The organism is Streptomyces sp. NBC_00075, assembly GCF_045041225.1.
In the GTDB taxonomy this organism is placed as follows: Bacteria; Actinomycetota; Actinomycetes; order Streptomycetales; family Streptomycetaceae; genus Streptomyces; species Streptomyces adonidis.
The window spans coordinates 2,072,118-2,092,354 of record NZ_CP108243.1; the positions used below are offsets into that span (position 1 = coordinate 2,072,118).

At 70.7% G+C, this 20,237-nt stretch carries 17 protein-coding genes; 9 read left to right on the top strand and 8 right to left on the bottom strand.

What is annotated here, in order from left to right; genetic code table 11:
- Positions 1-35 precede the first annotated feature (35 nt).
- From OG787_RS08890 to OG787_RS08905, 4 genes are all read left to right on the top strand, one after another.
- The gene (locus OG787_RS08890; RefSeq protein WP_369030471.1) at positions 36-1,049 is read left to right on the top strand and encodes an ATP-binding cassette domain-containing protein; all 1,014 of its coding nucleotides are present in this window, start codon (positions 36-38) and stop codon (positions 1,047-1,049) included.
- 1 nt (position 1,050) lies between these two features.
- Positions 1,051-1,854 (top strand): ABC transporter permease, encoded by an 804-nt coding sequence (locus OG787_RS08895; RefSeq protein ID WP_369030472.1) that lies wholly within the window; start codon positions 1,051-1,053, stop codon positions 1,852-1,854.
- Between the two features lie 4 nt (positions 1,855-1,858).
- Positions 1,859-2,659: an ABC transporter permease gene (locus OG787_RS08900; protein ID WP_405534824.1), complete on the top strand. Its 801-nt coding sequence runs from the start codon at positions 1,859-1,861 to the stop codon at positions 2,657-2,659.
- 128 nt (positions 2,660-2,787) lie between these two features.
- Positions 2,788-3,246 carry a peptidoglycan-binding domain-containing protein gene (locus OG787_RS08905; RefSeq protein WP_369030474.1) on the top strand — a complete coding sequence of 153 codons (459 nt, stop codon included), beginning with the start codon at positions 2,788-2,790 and terminating at the stop codon, positions 3,244-3,246.
- An 11-nt stretch (positions 3,247-3,257) separates the two neighbouring features.
- On the opposite strand, the gene OG787_RS08910 is transcribed toward OG787_RS08905, so the two are convergent.
- Together OG787_RS08910 and OG787_RS08915 are read right to left on the bottom strand one after the other, a co-directional pair.
- A complete protein-coding gene (locus OG787_RS08910) occupies positions 3,258-3,785 on the bottom strand; it encodes a hypothetical protein (RefSeq protein ID WP_405534825.1) in 528 nt (175 codons plus the stop codon).
- Entirely contained in the window at positions 3,767-5,479 is a 1,713-nt protein-coding gene (locus tag OG787_RS08915) for a PHP domain-containing protein (protein WP_405534826.1), read from the bottom strand. Before OG787_RS08915 ends, OG787_RS08910 begins: the two co-directional genes overlap by 19 nt.
- Before the next feature lie 219 nt (positions 5,480-5,698).
- Between OG787_RS08915 and OG787_RS08920 the strand changes: the two genes are divergently transcribed.
- The gene (locus OG787_RS08920) at positions 5,699-7,018 is read left to right on the top strand and encodes a jacalin-like lectin (protein ID WP_369030477.1); all 1,320 of its coding nucleotides are present in this window, start codon (positions 5,699-5,701) and stop codon (positions 7,016-7,018) included.
- Between the two features lie 45 nt (positions 7,019-7,063).
- Here OG787_RS08920 and OG787_RS08925 read toward each other — a convergent pair whose 3' ends face one another.
- Entirely contained in the window at positions 7,064-8,638 is a 1,575-nt protein-coding gene (locus OG787_RS08925; RefSeq protein WP_405534827.1) for a hypothetical protein, read from the bottom strand.
- A 162-nt stretch (positions 8,639-8,800) separates the two neighbouring features.
- On the opposite strand from OG787_RS08925, the gene OG787_RS08930 reads away from it, so the two are divergent.
- Positions 8,801-9,598, top strand: coding sequence for an alpha/beta fold hydrolase (locus tag OG787_RS08930; RefSeq protein ID WP_405534828.1), 798 nt, complete (start codon positions 8,801-8,803; stop codon positions 9,596-9,598).
- Positions 9,599-9,608: 10 nt separating this feature from the next.
- On the opposite strand, the gene OG787_RS08935 is transcribed toward OG787_RS08930, so the two are convergent.
- Positions 9,609-10,424 carry an isocitrate lyase/phosphoenolpyruvate mutase family protein gene (locus OG787_RS08935; protein ID WP_405534829.1) on the bottom strand — a complete coding sequence of 272 codons (816 nt, stop codon included), beginning with the start codon at positions 10,422-10,424 and terminating at the stop codon, positions 9,609-9,611.
- A 137-nt stretch (positions 10,425-10,561) separates the two neighbouring features.
- Here OG787_RS08935 and OG787_RS08940 point away from each other — a divergent pair, with 137 nt between their 5' ends.
- Positions 10,562-11,956, top strand: coding sequence for a hypothetical protein (locus tag OG787_RS08940; protein WP_405534831.1), 1,395 nt, complete (start codon positions 10,562-10,564; stop codon positions 11,954-11,956).
- An 84-nt stretch (positions 11,957-12,040) separates the two neighbouring features.
- Positions 12,041-12,268: a hypothetical protein gene (locus OG787_RS08945; RefSeq protein ID WP_405534832.1), complete on the top strand. Its 228-nt coding sequence runs from the start codon at positions 12,041-12,043 to the stop codon at positions 12,266-12,268.
- Positions 12,269-12,345: 77 nt separating this feature from the next.
- Here OG787_RS08945 and OG787_RS08950 read toward each other — a convergent pair whose 3' ends face one another.
- Positions 12,346-13,395 carry a rhamnogalacturonan acetylesterase gene (locus OG787_RS08950; RefSeq protein WP_369030486.1) on the bottom strand — a complete coding sequence of 350 codons (1,050 nt, stop codon included), beginning with the start codon at positions 13,393-13,395 and terminating at the stop codon, positions 12,346-12,348.
- Between the two features lie 224 nt (positions 13,396-13,619).
- Between OG787_RS08950 and OG787_RS08955 the strand changes: the two genes are divergently transcribed.
- On the top strand, positions 13,620-15,299 hold the full coding sequence (locus tag OG787_RS08955) for a rhamnogalacturonan lyase B N-terminal domain-containing protein (protein WP_405534833.1): 1,680 nt from the start codon (positions 13,620-13,622) through the stop codon (positions 15,297-15,299).
- 77 nt (positions 15,300-15,376) lie between these two features.
- Here the strand turns inward: OG787_RS08955 and OG787_RS08960 are convergent, their stop codons facing one another.
- The 3 genes from OG787_RS08960 to OG787_RS08970 form a co-directional block, all read right to left on the bottom strand.
- Entirely contained in the window at positions 15,377-16,279 is a 903-nt protein-coding gene (locus OG787_RS08960; protein ID WP_405534834.1) for a hypothetical protein, read from the bottom strand.
- Positions 16,280-16,328: 49 nt separating this feature from the next.
- Positions 16,329-17,045, bottom strand: coding sequence for a hypothetical protein (locus OG787_RS08965; protein WP_405534835.1), 717 nt, complete (start codon positions 17,043-17,045; stop codon positions 16,329-16,331).
- Between the two features lie 117 nt (positions 17,046-17,162).
- Positions 17,163-20,111, bottom strand: a complete 2,949-nt coding sequence (locus OG787_RS08970) for an AAA family ATPase (RefSeq protein ID WP_405534836.1) — start codon at positions 20,109-20,111, stop codon at positions 17,163-17,165.
- Between the last annotated feature and the right edge of the window lie 126 nt (positions 20,112-20,237).

Genomic DNA, 20,237 nt, shown 5'->3' on the forward strand with positions numbered 1-20,237 from the left:
TGTTCGTACGTCGCAAGTTCCCGGAGGTTCCCTGAGTGAGTGGTTCCATCGAGGTCCGCGGCCTGTCCCGGACCTTCCACACCACCGTGCGGCGTCCCGGTTTCACCGGGGCCCTGCGCTCCCTCGTCCAGCCGGAACGGGTCGCGAAGGACGCCGTCTCCGACATCACCTTCGACGTGGCGCCGGGTGAACTCCTGGCCCTGCTCGGCCCGAACGGCGCCGGCAAGTCGACGACCATCAAGATGCTCACCGGCATCCTCACCCCCACGTCCGGCGAGGCACGCGTCGCCGGCGTGGTGCCGTACCTGGAGCGGGAGCGCAACGCCCGCAACATCGGGGCGGTGTTCGGCCAGCGCACCCAGCTCTGGTGGGACCTGCCGGTGCGCGAGTCGTTCTCGATCCTCCGGGACATCTACGAGATACCCAAGCCCGAACACGACGTACGGCTGCGGGAGTTCGACGACCTGCTCCAGCTCTCCACGTTCTGGGACACCCGAGTACGGCACCTCTCTCTGGGCCAACGGGTGCGCTGCGACCTGGCAGCGGCGCTGCTGCACGATCCGCCGGTGGTGTTCCTGGACGAACCCACGATCGGCATGGACGTGGTGGTGAAGGAACAGGTACGGGAGTTCCTGCGCCACCAGGTGGAAGAACGCGGCCGGACGGTGTTGCTGACCACACACGACATGACGGAGGTCGAGCGGCTCGCCGAGCGGGTCGTCCTCGTCAACCACGGCCGGCTCGTGCTGGACGGCACGCTGGACGAGATCAAGAAGAGGTTCGGCTCGACCTGGCAGGTCCGGGCCACCCTGGCCGACCCGCACGCGGAGGTGGCGGCGCTCCCCGGCATCGCGCTCCTGCGCCGCGAAGGCCCGCAGGTGGTCTTCGGCCCCGACGGCCCGTCCGCTCCCACGGTCCACCAGGCGCTCAAGCGGGTCATCGAGCGGTACGAGGTGACGGACATCGCCCTCGACGAGGCCGACCTGGAGGACGTGATGCGGGCCGCGTACGTCCACGCCGACGCCCCGACTCCGCGCGAGGGCGGCTGACATGGCCGTCCTGCACGCCTGGCGGGCCACCAGGGTCACACCCCTCGGTGAACTGCACGCCCCGCCCCGGATGACCGCCGCCCTGGTCCGGCTGACCGTCCAGGTGGTCCTGGTCGCGTCCCTGTGGAACGGCCTGTACCAGCAGACCGGTACGACGGCCGGCCTCGACCGCGAACAGGCGGTGACGTACGCCGTCATGGCCGTACTCGCCTCCCGCCTGCGGGAGTTGGACCAGTACGCGGGCCGCGACTCGGTCCTCCAGCACATGCACTTCGGCACGATCGTCTACTGGTACCTGCGCCCGCTGCCGCCCCAGCGCTACTACGCGCTGCGGGCACTCGGCGAGCAGTTGTACGGGTTCGCCTGGGCGCTCGCCGGGTACGCGATCTGCCTGACCGTCGGGGTGGTCGAGCCGCCCGAATCGGCGGCCGTGGCAGGGGTGTTCGCGCTGAGCCTGCTGCTGGGGCAACTGGTTCTGTATTACGTCATGCTGGTGATCGACCAGCTGTGCTTCTGGACACTGCGCAACGGCGCCGCGATGCTCATCCTGATCTTCGCGCAGAACCTGCTGTCCGGGGTGTACGCACCCCTGTGGTTCTTCCCGGACTGGTTCATCACGCTCAGCTCGTTCCTGCCCTTCCAGGCCACCCTGAGCGTGCCGCTGTCGCTGTACGTGGGCCGCGTCCCGCTCTCGGACGCGGCCCTCCAACTGTCCATCCAGGCCTGCTGGATCCTCGTACTGGCCCTGTTCACCCGGTTCCTGTGGAGCCGGGCCGCCCGACGTGTCATCTCCCAGGGAGGCTGAGCCCGTGAACGCTGTCCGCATAGCGTGGCGCATCACGCGCCTCAACTTCCGCGCCCAGCTGGAGTACCGCTCCGAGTTCCTGCTGATGATCGCGATCGGCGCCGTCTGGCAGGTGTCGGTGATCGTCTTCGCCACAGTCCTGCTGACCCGGTTCACCGGGATGGGCGGCTGGGACAGCTCGGAGGTACTTCTGATCCCGGCGACCCGGATGCTGGCCCACGGCATCTTCGTGTTGTTCCTCGGGAGGATGCACGGCATCGGCCGGATCATCCAGGAGGGGATGATCGACACCTACCTGGTCCGCCCGATGCCGGTGTACCGCCAGGTCCAGCTGTCCGTCTTCCCCACCAACGCCATCGGCGACCTGACGGTGGCCGTCGGCCTCATGGTCGGCGCCCTGTCCCGAAGCAACCTGGACTGGACGACGGGCCGCATCTCGTACCTCGTCGTCTGCGTCCTCGGCGGAATGCTCCTGGAGGCGGCCCTGTTCACGGTGGTGGCCTGCGCGTCGCTGCGCTTCCCGGCCGCGGACTACTGGGGCCGCTGGCTGGAGGAGCTCCTGGGAACGTTCGGCAGCTACCCCCTCAACGTCCTACCGAGGGCGGTCAGCGGCCTCCTCACCTTCGGCCTGCCGCTCGCGTTCGTCGCGTACTTCCCGGCGGCGGTACTGACCGGGCACGGCCACGACACTGGCGTGCCGTACTGGCTGGCGGCGGCGTCGCCGTTGCTGGGGTTGGTGGCGTTTCTGGGGGCGCGGTTGTTGTGGCGGTGGAGTTTGGGGCATTACACGGGGGTCAACGGGTGATCTTGTTGCTCGGGGTTGTCCGGACCTTGTTTATTCGGTACAGGTCATCCGAACCCGAACAACCGCCGAGCCACTAGACCAGGACGCAGGTGAACCCTCACCAGTCGGAGCACTGAGAAGGGAAACGCATGCGAATCTTGGCGAAGTCACTGGTCAGCGCCACCGCGCTCGCCGGAATCCTGGCCGGAAGCCTCGCGGGGGCTAGCGGCAGCCTCGCGGCGACCGAGGCTGCCGCGAGGCCGACAGCCGGTGTCGAGGCGGTCAGCCCGCTCGCTGTGGACCAGCACGGACTGACCCAGACGGAGGCCAGGTGGGTCCAGTGCTGGCTACAGGACTACTGGGGCTACACCGGTGAACTCGACGGCCTGTTGGGCACCGAGAGCTGGAAGGCGATACAGCGCTTCCTCCAGACGTACTGGGGTTACCCCGGCCCGATCGACGGCATCCCCGGGCCCAACACCGACAGGGCGTTGCAGCGCTTCCTCCAATCGAGCTGGGGCTACCCCGGGGCGATCGACGGCATCTGGGGCCCCAACTCCACAGCCGCCTTCAAGCGGTTCGCCGCGGTCTGCTCCGGCAACTGCTGAACCGGGGCCCGTCAGTGGTCCGCGCAGCACGGCGTGGGTTCCGGTACCTCGAACGGGACCAGCGTGCCGCCGACCGCGGGCATCACGGTCAGTACGAGTTCGCCGTCCAGCCACTGTGGGCGGACGTGATCCCGTGTCACCAGCAGTGTGTCCGGGGCGAGTTGGTCCCGGGTGCCGAGTACGGTCACACGGTCGATCGCGGAGTGCTCCAGTAGCTGAGCGACCGTCAGCGTCCCGGTGAGCGAGGAGACACCCGGGTACAGCACCGCGCGACCCACCGCGTCCGGCACCCCGGGTGTCACCTCGTACCCCAGGGCCATAAGCCGCTCCTCGGCAGTGCGCTGGAGCGGCTCCGACGGCAGGGTGAACGACAGGGCCACCCGGGGACGTTCGCCGCGCACGAGGTGGGTGCAGCCGAACGTGCCCTCGGGGAGGGCGAGTTCGGCCGCAAGGCGCAGCAGCAGATGATCGGCCGTGCGGAGGGCCGACACCGGGGTGTCGGCCCAGAGGGCGTGCGGGGTCACGAAGGGAGCACCCATACCGGGTTCGTGTAGAACCACAGGTCGCGCCACGGGTCCGCGTCGCCGACGACGTCGATGGCCGGGCCCGCCGGGTCGACCGCCGCGCCCAGCGAGCCTACGGCGGACCGGTTGCCGTCGCTGCCGCGCAGGCGGACGTACAGCGGGCGGTCTACGCGTCCGAGGTCGTAGGTGAGGCGGAGCGTGCCCGTGGGCTGGTTCACCTCGTATGTCTTGACGACCTTGGCCGAGGGAGCTGTGAAGGTGTCACGGTCCGCGACCGGGCCGGTGACATCGCCCTGGATGACGTCCACCTTCGCCAACTTCGGGAGGAAGCCCGCCCAGTTGGGGCCGTCGGCCAGTGTCACGTCCACCGTGAGCGTGACCTTCGTGCCTCGCTTCACGTGCAGCGCGCCGCCCAGCGTGCTCCAGCGGCCGGCACCCGAGACGCGGACGTCCAGGGCGTCGATCAGTTGGCCGTGGTCGACCCAGATGCGGCCCGCGCGGATGCCGTCCATGACGGCGGCGTAGGAGAAGCCGTCGGAGCCGACGTGGGTGCGGCTGTACTGGCCGGGCCAGTAGTCGCCCTGGGTGATGTCGATCTTGCCGCCGTAGGCCGGGTCCTCGTAGCGGCCGTTGGTTTCGAAGCTGCCGCCGGGGCCGCGTACCGCGGTGTCCGCGTAGACCTGGTGGGAGTCGGAGTTGGCGGTGATCCACCAGGGCTTGCCCTCGGCGATCAGGCTGTCCCAGAGGCCGCCGACGGTGGCGGTCATCCAGTCGAAGCCGCCCCAGGTGCGGTAGCTCTCCAGGGGGTAGCCGGGGAAGGAGTTGGCGCTCGGGTTGTTGTCGTAGATCCCTCGGGCGCGGCCCGGACCGAGCGGGGCGGGCAGGCCCGCGGCCTGGTGGCCGGGCGCGCCCTCGAAGCCGACGGCGATCTGGTGGCTCGCGGGGCTCGCGTCGCGCCAGGCGCGGATCTCGTGCGGGGAGTCGACACCGCGCCGCGCCGGGTGGTTGGCGAGCATCAGCGCGTCCTTGACCTTGCGCCGCTTCACCTGGTCGGAGAGGAAGGCGAGGCCCGCGACGGCGAGCGCCTCGTTGGCGGGCGTGGAGTCGGAGGCGTTCTTCACGCTGCCGTCGTAGTCGGTCTCGAACTGCTTGAGGACGGACACCTCGTTGTTGCCGGGGTGCACGAACACCGTGGCGTGCTCGGCGCCCGGGATGTTCCACTCCAGGCCCTGGAAGACGAGGGTGTCCTCGTACGCGGCGCGGGCCGCCCTGATGTCCGGGTTGACCTTGTCCACACCGATCTTGGCGTGCGTGGCCGAGCCGTGGTCGGTGATGACCAGCCAGTCCATGCCGTGCTTGGCGCCCTGGCGGACCTGGTCGACGACACGGTACTTGCCGTCACTGCTGTACTGCGTGTGGATGTGGTGGTCCCCGGTCAGCCACAGGAAGCCGCCTCTTCGGCGGGAGTTGGTGGTCGCGTAAGCGGGAGCGACGGCCGTCGGGGCGACGACGCTCGCGGCTGCGAGGCCCGCGCCGAGCAGGCCGGCACCGCGCAACAGCGTGCGGCGCGACCGCTGTTCGGGGTTCAGGGCCTCGTCGGGCACGGACGTGTCGAGGGCGGCGGGCAGCGCCGTACCGTCCTCGCCGGTGTGGACGTGTGCGTGATGGTGGTGATGACCGCCGTGTCCGTGCGAGTGCCCTTGCCCCATGGCTGCGCCTCCTCAGTCACGCGGCGCCCGTCGTGCGCCGCCTGAGGAGAATCCGTGCGAAACATGAACCTTGCCCGACCGGCGGGTGATCGCCGGGCGTCCCGGACGCGGCAGATCGCCTCAGCGCTCACTGTTCCCCCAACAGACCTTGTCCATCACACTGTTGGCCGTTGAACCTGAGCAGTGCTCACCTCTCGTCCCCATGGAGACACCCCCACCATGAGAAGACTCATCGGCACCCTCGTGGCCGGCGCGCTCGCGCTGACCGGGCTCGCCACCACCGGCTCGACCCCGGCGGCAGCCGCCACCTCGGGCACCTTCAACGTCCTCACGTACAACGTCGCGGGCCTCCCCGAGCTGCTCAGCTCGGGCAACCCCGAGGTGAACACCCCGCTGATATCACCGCGGTTGGGCGCGTACGACATCGTCAACGTGCAGGAGGACTTCAACTACCACGCGGCGCTCTACGCGAACGACAACCACGCGTACCGCACGGCGACCAGTGGCGGTGTGCCCTTCGGTGACGGCCTCAACACCCTCTCGGACTACGCCTTCCAGGACTTCGAGCGGGTGCAGTGGAACGACTGCACCGGCACCAACTGCCTTACCCCGAAGGGCTTCTCGCTGGCCCGGGTGCGGCTCGCCGAGGGCGTCTACGTGGACGTGTACAACGCCCACCCCAACGCGGACGACACCGACGAGGCGCACGCCGCCCGCCGGGCCAACATCTCGCAGCTGTCCGCCTTCATCCAGGCCAACTCCGCGGGCAACGCGGTGATCGTCGCCGGTGACACCAACACCCGGTACACACGCGCGGGCGACAACATCCGCACGCTCGTGGCGGACAACGGTCTGACGGACGCCTGGGTCCAGCTGGTGAAGGGCGGTGTGCAGCCGACGCAGGGCAGTGACGCGCTGCTCTGCCCGACGACCGCGCCGACGAACGACTGCGAGGTCGTCGACAAGATCTTCTACCGCGGCAGCAAGCTCGTGAACCTCTCCGCGACCCGCTACAACAACGAGTGGGCGTCATTCCTGGACTCCGCGGGCGCCAACCTCTCCGACCACTTCCCCCACACGGTCGACTTCTCCTGGACGCTGCCCTCGAACCTGCGCGCGAGCGATTTCTTCGGCGGCCCGCACGGTACGGCGTTCAGCGACGCCGACGACCTCCCGGCGACGCGCTCGCCCCGCACGCTCACCCTGCGCGGCGGCTCCCGGCTGGACGCGGTCTCCCTGACGCACGACGGCGGAACGACCCTCACCCACGGCGGTACGGGCGGCACGGCCACCTCCCTCACCCTGGCGTCCGGCGAGCACCTCACCTCGGTGAAGCTGACGCAGGGTCAGAAGGACGGCAGGACAAGGATCTTCTCGGCGGCGTTCACCACCGACAAGTCCCGCACCCTGACCTCCGGCACGGCCACGTCGGACACGACGACGTTCACGGCACCGTCGGGCTGGCAGATCGTCGGCTTCACGGGCCGCTCGGGCGACGAGATCGACAAGCTGGGCGTGGTGTACGCGCCGATCGGCTGAGCAGCCCCGATCACAGCTCGTAGTGCTCCCGTTGCCGCCGGCCGGTCAGTGGGCCGGTCCGGCAACGGGAGCCAGGGGGTTCGAACCGGCGGCAGGGGACACGTAGGCGCGGTAACCCGGCCGGGCGGGCGGGTCCGGCAGGTCGAGGGGCCGCCAGGAGCGGGCGTACGACGGGATGCCCTGCCCGCCCGAGAGCAGGACCACGACCGGCCGCCGGACGCCCGCTTCGGCCAGTGCCCCCGGGGTGATGCCGGCGTCGTGGCCGGTGGGCTGGCGGGAGGCGCAGCCCGTGAGGAAGGCGACCCGGATCGCGTCGTCGCCGGTGAGGACGCAGGGCGGCCGTACGCCGTGGGTGCGCAGCACGGCGGCGACGCGGGAGTTGGCGGCGGCCGTGGCACGGGCGCGGCCGGTCACACCGTCGAGGACGAGGTACTGCGTCACCAGGTGGACGGCGAGGCACCCGGCGAGGAGCGCGACGACGGCCGGGCGCCACCGCCGCGGCTGGGCCAAGGCCCGGACCAGGCCGTACGCCGTGGGCACGGCCAGGAGGGCGTACGCCGGGAGCAGGAACCGGGGTGCCGCGTAGCCGACGGTGAACAGGTAGGGCACGGCGAGCGTCGCTCCCACCGCCGCGGCCAGGAGGACCGGGCCGCGCCGCCCGGTGCGGGCCGCCGCGCGGACGCCGCCCGTGACGATCAGGGGCAGCGCGAGGAACCACAGGGCGCTGACGGGGTGACTCAAGGAGCCGTCGCAGGGGCGGCAGAGGGTACGGCCGCCCAGGGCGCGTGCGTGGTCGTCGACGGCGAAGTACCAGCCCAGGTGCCCTTGGATCTCGCTGGCCCGCGCGAGCCGGGCGCCGAGTCCGCCGTATGCCGCGTACGCCTCGACGACCCACTCGGCGCAGCCGAGCACGGCGGAGCCGACGAGGACGGCGAGGAGCAGCGTCCTGCGGCTGTTCGGCACCGACAGGGCGGCCCCGGCGAGCGGCAGGGCCAGCCATACCGCGTCCGTCGGGCGCATCAGCGCGGCCAGTGCCATGCCCGCGCCCAGGCCGATCAGCGCGCGGTGGTCCCCGGGATCGCGGGCGGCGCGCAGAAAGCAGCCGACGGCGGCGAGCGCCCCGAGGGCGACCCAGAGGTTGGGCATGGCCTGCGGACCGTAGAAGACCGTGACCCACAGGCTCGCGAACAGCGCGCCCGCGACCGCGAGCACGGGAGCCGGCAGCAGCCTGCGCCACACCCACAGCGCCGCGAAGAGCCCGCAGCCGGAGAGCAGGGCGAGGTAGACGCGGAGTGCCTCGGTGGAGGTGGTCCACGCGGCGACCGGTGCGACCAGGAAGGTGATGCCCCGCGCGCGGGGAGCGCTGAAGAACGCCGCCGGGGCCTGTGGGCTGATCTGACTGACGTACACGGTCTCGTCCCAGCCGAGCCCCACGCCGGGGACCGCGAGGGCCAACTGGGCGAGGGTGAAGGCGCCGGCGACGGCCAGCAGCCAGGGCAACGGGCGTGCGGGTGCCGTCGTCCGGGGGTCCGTGGCCGGTCCCGGGGCCGCCTCCCGCGCCTCGTGCCGAAGCCCGCCGCCCTGGTACCGCGTGAGGGAGACCGAGCGTGATTCCTGCATGGCCTCCACGCTGTGGGCCGGGGGAAGGGCTCACCACGCGGGGCAGGCAGTCGGCGGAATGAAAGCACCTGCAAGGGTGTGAAGGGGCTCATCGACGGCGTGCGGGCTCACGTCCCGTAAATCATTGCGCTCCGGGCCTTCCCAGCCGGTAACTTCGGGAGGATGAGTGATCACTACGACGTGCGCGGCTCCGGCCCCGTCCTCCTCATCCTCCCTGGCGGCGCCGGACATCCCATGGGCCTCGACGACTTCACGGCCCGCCTCGCACAACGCTTCACCGTCGTGACGTACGACCCGCTCGGCCTCGCCCACGGCCAACTCGGCAAGCCCGTCGAGGAACAGCGCGTCGAGTGGTGGAGCGAGGGCGCGGCCCGGGTGCTGGACACGGTGCTGCCCGAGGGCGAGTCCGCGTACGTGTTCGGCACCAGCGCCGGTGCCGTCCCCGCGCTCGACCTGGCGGCCCGCCACCCGGACCGGCTGCGGCACGTGGTCGCGCACGAGCCGCCGGTCGTGGGGGTCCTGCCCGACGCGGAGCGGCAGCGGGCCATGTTCACCGACGTGTACGACACCTACCGCAAGCACGGCCTGGAGGCCGCCGCGGCCAGGATGAACGCGGGCCTGGAGGAACGCCCGCCGACTCCCCCGGAACCGGACCCGGAAGCCCAACCCCTCTGCCCCACCGACGAGTTGGCCAACCCGATGGCCCTCATGATCACCCGCGTCCTGGTGCCGTTCACCTCCTACGACGCCGACCTCGCCGCCCTCTCCTCCGCCCCTCCCCGTCTCACCCTCGCCGCGGGAATCGACTCCGCCGGCCAGCTCCTGTACCGCACCGCCACGATCCTCGCCCGCCGCACCGGGAACGCCCTCCGCCAGTTCCCCGGCGGACATCTCGGGGGACTCACACACTCGGCGGAGTTCGCCGCACGGCTCACGGAGACACTGGTCCCGGTCGGCTGATCCGGTTCGGTCACGCGCATCCGTGGCGCTGGTGACCGAGGGCCACCACTTCGTCGTACGAGGGTGCCTCGCCCTTCGGCACCCGCCCGGCCCGGATGTCGGTGAGCGCCTCCACGGCCGCGCCGAGCGCCCGCCGGTAGAGAAGCGAACCGAGGCTGACACGGCGTACACCGAGGTCGCCGAGCTGGGCGACTGTCGGTCCCGTGGGCGAGTAGAGGATGTTGAGCGGCACGTCGACGCGCTCGACCAGTGCGGCGATCTGTTCCGGGTCGGTCAGTCCGGGCACGAACACCCCATCGGCGCCCGCCTGTTGGTAGGCGTCGAGGCGGGCCATGGTGTCTCGGGCCAGGTCGGGGGACCGGCGGTCGCCGAGCCAGTACGTGTCCGTGCGGGCGTTGACGAAGAGGTCCGGGGCGGCGGCCTTGACGGCGGCGATCTTGGCGGCGTGCAGGGCGACCGGTCCGGGGCCGCCCTCCCCGTTTCCGTCCTCCAGGTTGATGCCGACGGCGCCGACGACGGACAGCTCCCGGGCGAACTCCCCCACCCGGCACGGGTCTTCACTGAAGCCGCCCTCGGCGTCGACGGACAGCAGGAAGTCCTCCGTACCGAGATTCAGGGCGAGTTGGAGGGTCTGGTCGCGCGTGGCCGCCGTACCGTCGGGCAGTCCGACGGCGGCGGCGACGCCGAGACTCGTGGTGCCGATCGCCGCGAAGCCCTGGGCTGCAAGGGCGACGGCCGAGGCGTGGTCCCAGGCGTTGGGGAGCAGGAGGGGCTCGTCGCGGTGGTGGAGGGCGGCGAAGGCGGAGGCCGGGCCTGAGGGGGTCATGCCGTCACGGTAGGGGCGCGACCGTTCGGCGCCCGCCGAACCGTACCGCGCCGCTGCGAAGAACCTGTCCGATCCGGCTACGAAAAACCCGTCCCATCCGGCGGCAACCTTTCCCCTCTCCCCGGCAACAGACAGGCATGACTTCAGCACCACTCCCCCGCACCTCCGCCCATCGCCGCACCCACGCGGCCCGCAAGCCCCTGATCGGCGGGCTCGCGGCGGCCGGGCTGCTCGCCGGCGCCTGGTACGCGACCGCCGGGGCGGCGACCACGGCGACGCCCGGTCTCGCCATCACGACCACCTCGGTGACGCTGCCGGCCAAGTTCCCCTACGTGTCCGCCGGTTACAACAACACGCGTGAGTGGACGCGCACGGCGACAGCGGTCGCGCCCAACGGCACGATCCGGGTCGCCTGGCCGGCCTCGGACGGTGTGCACGTGACCCCGCTGACCACCGCGGGCAAGCGCGCGGGCGGCGACGCGATCATCAAGGGCGCCAAGGAGGTCGGCGGGCTGGTCGCGCACAACGACGGGTTCGCGCTGCTCACCCGGGTCGCCGACACCAACAAGTGGAAGGAGACGGCGGCGGCGCTGGTCCGCTTCTCCCAGGGCAAGGAGGCCTGGCGGACCAAGCTCACCGGCACCGCGTCCAACGACACGTCGCCGACCCTGGACGGCCAGCTCACCTGGAACGGCACCAAGTACGGCGCCTACTTCGTGGTGCACGGCGCGGGCGGCTTCGCCGACGGCCACTTCGGCGACAAGCTGTCGTACCTCAGCTCCAAGGGCGCGAAGCTCAGCGGCGGTTGGGGCTGGGGCTGCTCCCACAACGAGGGCATCGCCCTGCACGCCGAGACCACCGGCGCCTTCACCTCCCTCTGCTTCGACGACTGGCGCTCGGGCCTGTTCGTGTCGACGGGCATCGGCGCCCCCGACAACGCCCCGGCCGTGCAGCGCGAGCAGTGCTGGGCGGGCTACTGCGGCGGCACGTACGCGGGCCGCACCGGTGACCTGGTGAAGTCGTCCACGGGCCGCTACGCCACCGCGTACGGTTCGCGTGGCTCGGCCTCCGCAGCGAAGAACCCGGACGACTCGAGCGGCCGGGGCTGGACGGTGAAGCCGAGGTGGAGCACGCACCAGGCGGCGGTGTCCTTCCTCAAGAACCGCAACTCCCCTGCGGGCAAGGCCATTTACCTGACGAACTCGCCGGGTACGGAACACGTCAACGTCCGGGTCGCCCCGTACGGCAAGGACCGGCTGCTGGTCTCCTGGGAGTCCCTGAAGAACGCCAAGTGCGCGAGCGGCACCTGCACCGGCACGTTCACGGGCACGCATCTGCGGCTGATCGACTGGAACGGCGTGTACAAGACGCCGGACAAGGTCGTGCAGGCGCGCATCACCGGCGACATAGCGGTCCTGAAGAACGGCTCCCTGACCTGGGCCTACGCACCGGTGACCCCGACGTACGCGACCCCGCTGAACGGCGCGTCCCCGACCACCGCGACGCTGCGGATCGCCCGTCTGGCCCTCTGAACCGGCCGCGCGAGCAACGCATGGGGCGTCCCGACCCGCGAAATTCGATCGCCGGACCGCCGCGTACCGCAGAGCATGACCGCAATGGTGGACATCTCTCTGTACGCGGCCTTCCTCGCCGCCGCCCTGGCCCTCTGCGTCGCCCCCGGCCCCGACATGATCGGCTTCGCCGTCGACGCTTCGGTCGGTCTGCTCGTCGGCCGCCTCTCCTCGGCACTGCGAGGCAGCCGCCGCATCGCCCGCAGCCTCAACATCTTCAGCGGCACGGTCGTCACGGGCCTCGCCGTACGACTGGTCGCGGCTCCCGAGTAGTCACAGCGCGAGGTAGAACCTGGAGCGCCCCGGTTCCGGTCGAGACGCCCCAGGGGCTCTTACCGGGCCGACGGCCCCTAACGCACCCCGCCCCGCGGAACAAGCCGCTGCGCCACCAGCTCGTCGCGCACCAACTCCGCGTACACCGTGGCCCCATGGACAGACGTGTGTGTGTTGTCCCGCTTCTCGTTGTACAGGTACAGCGCCTTGGAGCCCTCGACCCCGAGGGACTCCACCAGCGCCTTCGTCTTTGCCGTGAGATCGATCAGCGGCACCCCCTGTGCCGCCGCCACCGCCCGGATCACCGCCGGATGGTCGACGCCAAGTCCGTTGACCAGCAGGGCGGTTCCGTTGTTCAGGGTGCCGTCGGCGTTGAACCAGCGGCGCACGATCGGGGTCACCAGTACCGGGTTCCCCCCTCGCTCGCGGATACCCGCGACGAGTGTCTCCAGGTTCGCGCGGTACGTCGGTTCGTCCGTCTGCTTGTCGTTGTGGGCGAGTTGGACGAGAACCAGGTCGCCGGGGCGGATCAACGGCTGAACGGTCGGGAAGAGCGCGGAGTTGGCGAGGTAGGTGACCGTACTCTCCCCGGAGTCCGCGTAGTTGGCGACGGACAGGCCCTTGCGGAGGTACTGCGGGAGCTGCTGGCCCCAGCCGGTGTACGGGTCGCCGGGCTGGTCGCAGACGGTCGAGTCGCCGACGAGGAAGATCTGCCGGGTGTGGCGGCTTGCCGGGGTCACGCGGATGTCGGCCAGGGCCGGCGCCGAGCCGCCGAGGACCAGGTCGAGGCCGGGGGTGCCCTCGGGGCCGGTCGGTTCACCCTCGGGTGTACGGACGTCGACGGTGAAGCTGCGGGACACGCGCTCGCCGGCCGCCGTGGCCGTCTCCGGGAGCAGCGCGCGCCGGGTCTCGCCGCTGACGGCCGTACTGGCGGCGGCCTCACCGCCGAGCAGTACCCGTACGTCGTAGGTGCCGGGCGCGACGTCGAAGTGGCATGCGGTGGCTGTGCAGTTGGCGATGCCCAGGGCGTGCGGAGGGCGTGCGTGGGCGGCGGCCGGCACGGCCGACAGACCGGCGGCGGTGCTCAGGGTCACGGCTGCCAGCACGGCACGGTTGAAACGTCTCATCGCGGTTCCCACAGCAGTCCTCCGTCGCTCGACAAGGCCCAGCGGCAGGACCGTACATCGTCCGACAAGCGCTTTCTAGATGTCTGCACGATTTCACACAACTGCCAACTTCCTTACAACGAAAGCCCTTTCGCGAAATCGATTCAACTGTCACTCTTCCGAAAACCACACCCCCCACGACCCGCACCCGCACACCCCCACACCTCCGAAGGAGGCACCCCCACATGTCCTCAGCCAACGACAGACACGCCGGGCCCCACCTCGGCCGCCGTGCGCTCGTCCTCGGCGCCACGGCCACCGCCGCCGGACTCGCCCTCCCCGGCACGGCGCAGGCGGCGACCTTCGGCTACACCGACGACGGCACGAACTACGTCATCGACACCGGCGCCAACCTCGTCTTCAAGGTCCGCAAGTCCAACGGCGACCTGTCCTCGCTGGTCTACCGGGGCACGGAGTACCAGGGCTACGGCGGCATGAACTCGCACATCGAGTCCGGCCTCGGCACCTCCACGGTGACCATCGCGCAGTCCGGTTCGACGATCCTGGTCAGCGTCACGTACGGCACGCTGAAGCACTACTACGCGGCCCGCAGCGGCGAGAACAACGTCTACCTGTGGACCAACAAGGCCGACACCTCGGTCTCGGCGACCCGGTTCATCCTGCGTGTGAAGGCGGGCCTGTTCCTCAACGACGAGCCGGACTCGTACACGTACACGAACAGCACCATCGAGGCCTCGGACGTCTTCGCGAAGTCCGACGGCCAGACCCGCTCGAAGCACTACTCGAAGCTGCGGGTCATGGACTACAACTACGTCGGCTGGACGACCGGCAGCGTCGGCCTGTACGTGGTGCGCAGCAACCACGAGAAGGCGTCCGGCGGCCCGTTCTACCGTTCCCTCCTGCGCCACCAGAGCGCGGACGGCGGCGGTCTGTACGAGATCCTGTACTACGGCCAGAACCAGACCGAGGACCAGCGGTTCGGTCTCCAGGGCCCGTACGTCATCGCCTTCACGGATGGCGGCACACCTTCCTCGTCGCTGTTCCCGGGCACGCTCACCACCTCGTGGGCGGACTCGCTCGGCATCTCCGGTTACGTCGCGGCGGGCGGCCGGGGCCGGGTCGCGGGCGTCGGGATCACCGGGCGCAACACGGCGTACGCGTACACGGTCGGGATCGCCAACTCGGCGGCGCAGTACTGGGCTTCGGCCCGCGCCTCCGACGGCTACTTCTCGGTCACGGGCGCCCTTCCGGGTACGTACACGCTGACCGTCTTCAAGGGTGAACTGGCGGTGTACACCACGTCGGTGACGGTCACGGCCGGCGGTACGACCACGCTCAACTCGATCGCGATCCCGTCGTCGAACGACCCGAGCAACGCGAGCGCGATCTGGCGGATCAACGACTGGAACGGCACGCCGAGCGGCTTCAAGAACGCCGACCTGATGACGTACGCGCATCCGTCGGACGTCCGGGCAGCCTCCTGGACCGGCAACGTGGTGATCGGCAGCGGCAGTGAGACCTCGGCCTTCCCCTGCTACATCTGGAAGGACGTCAACAGCGGTCTGCTGGTGTACTTCAAGCTGACCGCGGCGCAGGCCGCCGCCGCGCACACCCTGCGCATCGGGGTGACGACGGCCTACGCGAACGGTAGGCCGCAGGTCGTCGTCAACGACACCTGGACATCGGCCATCCCCTCCCCGCCCACCCAGCCGAACACCCGGTCCCTGACCAACGGGTCCTACCGGGGGAACAACAACACGTTCACCTACAGCGTCCCGGCGAGCGCGTGGCTCACGGACACCAGTCAGTACAACGTGCTCAAGATCAACGTGGTGAGCGGGTCGGGGACGACCTCCTATCTCAGTGCGGGGACGGCGATCGACGCGCTGGACCTGCTGAGCTGAATCCGGCGGACGGTACCCGGCGCCGTGTCAGTGGTGCCGGGTACCGTCGTGCGGGGCTCTGTCCGGCACCCGAGAAGTCAGTCGCCGCCCCCGAAGTCGCCGCTGCCACCGCCGCCGTACGTGTCCATGTCCGCCAGACCGTCGAGACCGTCGTCGACGTCTCCCGGTCCCTTGCGGGAGCGGGGCGACCGCGGGGGCCTGCGGCCGCCCGCACCGGACCTCCTCTCGCGCCGACCGGGCGGAGAGAACACGGCCCGCGAGACCCTGAAATCGGTCTCCGCGCTCTCGTCGGCCAGCGCCTGCGAGACGGCGACGCGACAGCGGCGGGTGAACCGGGGCCAGGGGCGGGACGACTCCGGCGGCCACAGCGCCGTGAGAGAGGCCAGGACGGCCCACACCGGCATCCACACGATCGTCCACCACCCCGGGTCCTGGTCGGGCAGGCCCGGCACACCCTGGCGCCTGCCCATCGCGTGTATGGCCATGCAGAAAGCCACCGTGAAGGCGGCGGTCACAGCAGGCACGCGGTATCTGCCGAACCGTTCGCGCAGGGGGGCGCGACGCGATTCCAGGACCGTCCGGAACCTCTCGAAGCGCGGCTCGGTGCGGAGTTCGAAGACCGTGGCGCTCCCGTGCCGGCGCAGGCCGGCCACCAGCGCCGCGCGAACCGGGTCCGCGCGCCATCGGGACCGCCTGTGTGTCAGGGTGACCCGGCCGTCCCTGTCGACCTTGGCGTCTCCGGCCGCGATCAGCAGGCGTACGGCCACCTCGGCGGCGTACCACTCCTGCTGTGCCGGCGCGTTCTCCCAGGAGGCGCCGAGCCACCAGGCCGCCTGGACCGGGTCCACGTCCGTGCCCTCGCCCTCCTTGAGGAACCGTCGCTCGGACCGCGTCCGTTTCCAGTACGACACGAACAGCGCCCCGTTGAACCCGGCGAACGCCAGCAGCCAGCCGGCGGCGATCCACGTCCCCTCGCTCATGTCAGCCGCCCCGGTCCCCGCCCTGCGACCCCCGACGGCTCCGCTCGACTCATGAGACGGCCTCCACACCCTCCAACTGGGCGAGACTGCGGGCCCACTTGCCGTGCAGCACGGTGCCGTCACAGGTGGGCAGGTCACCCGACACCTTGTTGACGTTCTTCGCGTCTATGTAGCCGATGGGCCTGCTGCCCTTGTCGGTGTAGTGCTGAGGGCTGGAGTCGCTGTTCTGCCCTCCCGTGGCCAGCAACCGCTTGTTGAGCAGCACGCCGTACCACACGGTGGACGCCCCCGCCGGATCCTTGACCGAGCACACCACGGACAGTTCTTCGCCCCGCTGCGGGTGGCAGTCCGGCTCGGGACTGTTGCAGGTGTCGCGCTCATCGACGAGGACCCTGGTCTGCTTGCAACTGTCTTCGGAGTCGCTCGCGCAGGAGACCGGCGCGAGGTTCAGCGGAATCCTGAATGCGTCCGGAACCCCGCTGACGCGCGCCCACGAGGCGCTGAGGGTCGTCCTGTGGATGTCGGGAAGCGCGCAGAGGTCGATGTCTGCCGTACCGCCGAACACGTCGTCCTCGACGGTTGCTTCGTGCCTGTCGGGGCAATCCTGCGAGCCCGCATCGGCCGCCGTTCCGTCGGCAGTCGTTCCGTCGACGGTCGGCGAGCCCGTGGCGTTTCGCGCCTCGTCCGCTTCAGAGCCGCACGCGGCGAGGGACAGCGCCAGTGCGGCCGCTCCGAAGCCTGCAAGGAAACGAACCCGGGTTGACACGAAAAGTACCTCTTCCCCACCGCTGGACAGCGACACATGGGTGCCTACGCTCCCAGGGCCCGCCCCTGAAAACTTCGGTGAGATTACGCAATTCGATACGCAGGTACAGCCGTACCTTCATGGCCTCTGGCTTCGGCCTCTGCCGGCCACCATGGACGCCAGCGCCGCGCGGGAGGGCGCTGCCGTCTTGCGGTAGATCCGGCTGAGGTGGCTCTCGACGGTGCGTCGGCTGAGATAGAGCTTGGTGGCGATCGCCTGGCTGGTGAGGCCGACGGCAACCAGCTCGGCGATCTCCCGCTCGCGCCGGGTCAACGCGGCCAGGCTGTCGGCCTGGTCGAGTTGTTCGAGTTGTTCGACCGGTGTGGCTGAGCCCTCGAACACCGCCGGGTGCACCAGTTCGGCCAGGCCTGCCAGCAGTCGTGCTCCGCCCTGAGAGGCCAGGCGGGACCCCCGGTGCCACATGGCGGCCGCGCGGGGGCCGTCTCCGGCGGCCTTCGCGAGGGGGGCGCCGAGCAGCAGGGACTGCGCCTCCCGCAGTACTGCCCCGGACCGTACGCTCTCCGCTGCGGCTTCGGCGAACAGCCGGGCCGCCGCTGCCGTGTCGCCGCGGTGTGCCGCGATCTGGGCGTGGCTGCGCAGCGCTGCTCCGCGCTGGGCCGGCAGATGGAGCTGTTCGGCTTCCTTGTGGGCGCGCTCTGCCCAGCGTTCGGCTTCTTCCACGTCACCGGTGCCGAGTGCGGCAACCGTGAGCAGTTCCAGGAAGTTGGGCCGTACCGAGGGCTGCAGCCGCCGCAGGTCGCTTCCGCCGCCCGCCCGCAGCAGGACGTCCCGTACCCGGTGCGGATCACCGGCCATGTACGCGGCGTAGGCGAGCATGCACGAGGCCAGTGACGCCCACCAACTGTCGCTCGTACCGGCGGCGGCCGCTGCCTCCTCGGCGACGGCCAGTGCGCCGGGATCGCCCGGCGGGCGTGCCTGCAACAGGATCTGGGATCTGAACCCCAGGGTGAAGGCGAGCAGTTCGCCGCTGCCGAGGGCCCGCGCGATGGGCTCGGCCTCGTCGGCCAGTTCCAACGCCGTGGTGATCCGGCAGGTGTGGAAGTGGACGTGGGCCTTGCACAGCAGGAACTGTGGCAGCAGATAGAGCTGGCCGGTCCGTCGGGCGATCTCCAGTCCGCGGTCGGCATGCCGTTCCGCGGTGGTGTAGTTCTCCAGGAACACCTCGGCCCAGGCCAGTCTGGACAGGGGGTCGCACAGGCCGGCGAGGTCGTCGTCGGTCAGCGCGTCCGCCAGCTGGGCCGCGGGTTCGGCGAAGCCGCGGGCCGCGGCCATGTCGCCCTCGTACGCCTCGCCCATGGCGACCAGCGCCAGGGCGCGCACCTCGCGGACCTCGTCGCCGAGGGAACGTGCGGTCGCCAGAGCCTCGGTGACCTCCGCGCGCACGTCCGGGTAGCGGGCGGCGGACAGCGCGGAGAAACCCAGTCCGAGGCGTAGCTCGACCGTCTGGGCAGCCGGTCGTCCAGGCGTCCGGGCCAGTTCGCGGCGCAGTAGCGCGTCGCTCTCCGGGTAGCGGCCGAGCCGGCGCTCCATCAGGGCGCACAGGGCGACCGCGGACGTGCGGACGGCGTCGTCGTCCTCACCCGGCATGTCCATCGCCTGGTGCAGCAGCTTCCGGCTCTCTCTCAACCCGCCGGTCAGGCCGAGCGCCTCGGCGCGCAGCAGCATCAGTTCGCGGCGCCTGGAACGGTGCTCCGGGGTGTCCGGCAGGAGACGCAGCACGACCTCCAGCCAGTGGGCGGAGATGGCCGGAGCGGTCATGGCGGTCTGCTCGGCGGCCTCGACGAGTACGGTGGCCGCCTGCGGGTCCCAGCGAGTCAGTGCCTGTTCGAGATGGTGTGCCTGCTCGACGACGGACGCGCCGGCCCGGGCCAGCTCCGCTGCCGCCCGGCGGTGGAACTCCTCGCGCCGCCAGGGGTCGATGCCTTCGTGGACCAGCGTCCGGATCAGCGGGTGGCGCAACACCAGCCCGCGTCCCCCCTGCCCCGGCCGCACCAGATCGCGCCGCATCAGCCGGCGCAGCGCCTCGACGGTGTCGGCCACGCCGGAGCCGGTGAGGTCGCTGATCATGGCGGGAGTGGCCTGGTCTCCGAGGACCGCAGCCGCCTCGACCGTCCGACGCTCCAGCGGACTCAGCGGCGACAACTCGTCGATCAACAACGCCTTGAGGTCGACGGACCGGATGTTCCGCCCTCCCGGCACGGCGGAGGCCGGGGCTGTCGAGGAGGGCGTCCGAGGCAGCCGGGCCCCGCGCCGGGCCTGGAGGAGCGCGAGGAAGTACAGCGGATTGCCCTCGCTCACCGCGTACAGCTCGGCCGCCTGCGGACGTGGCAGGTCGAAGGCCAGTTCCTCGACGCAGTCGCGTTCGCCCAGCGGCCCCAGCGCGAGCCGCAGCACCGCTCCGGTGTCCACACCACGGGCCAGCGTGGTGGCGACCCCCGCCGGTATCTGACGGTCACGTCGTGAGACGACGAGCAGCAACGGAGCCGGCACCGGGTGCCGGACGAGGTGGTCCACGAGCTCCAGCGACGCCGGGTCCGCCCAGTGCAGGTCGTCCAGCATCACCACCAGCCCCGCGCCGCCGACACGCCCCAGCACGGCCGCCGTCGCCTGGTACAGGCCGAAACGGTCACCGGCACCCGGCCTCCCCGGTTCTTCGGCCTCGCCTCGCAGAACCGGGGAGAGCTCCGACAGCGCCGGAAAGGCCGCCAGCGCTCGCCGGTCGAGGTCGGCGAAAGCGTCGGCGAACGGCCGGAACGGGCTGTGGCGCTCGTACTCCGTGGCCCGGCCACGCAGCACGGTCAGCCCCCGGCGGCGGGCCCGCGCACAGAACTCCACCAGCAGCCGGCTCTTGCCGATACCCGCCTCACCGGTGACATCGACGACCGCCGGACCACCCGCCCCCAGCCGCGCCAGCACGGAGTCCAGCCGGCCGATCTCCGCGGCTCTGCTGACGAACGGCGCCGAGTCGGCGTGCTCCTGTGGCCCGTCGTGCGCCCCTGCCACCACGAAACCCCCCACCTCGCGCTTTCCCGAGCGTACTCGTCCATGTCTTGGTCAAATAAACGGAGAGCGCTTCTGACCTGCAACGACAGGACTTGTTCAGGGTCCTGTCGACTGCACGGAAAGAAGCAC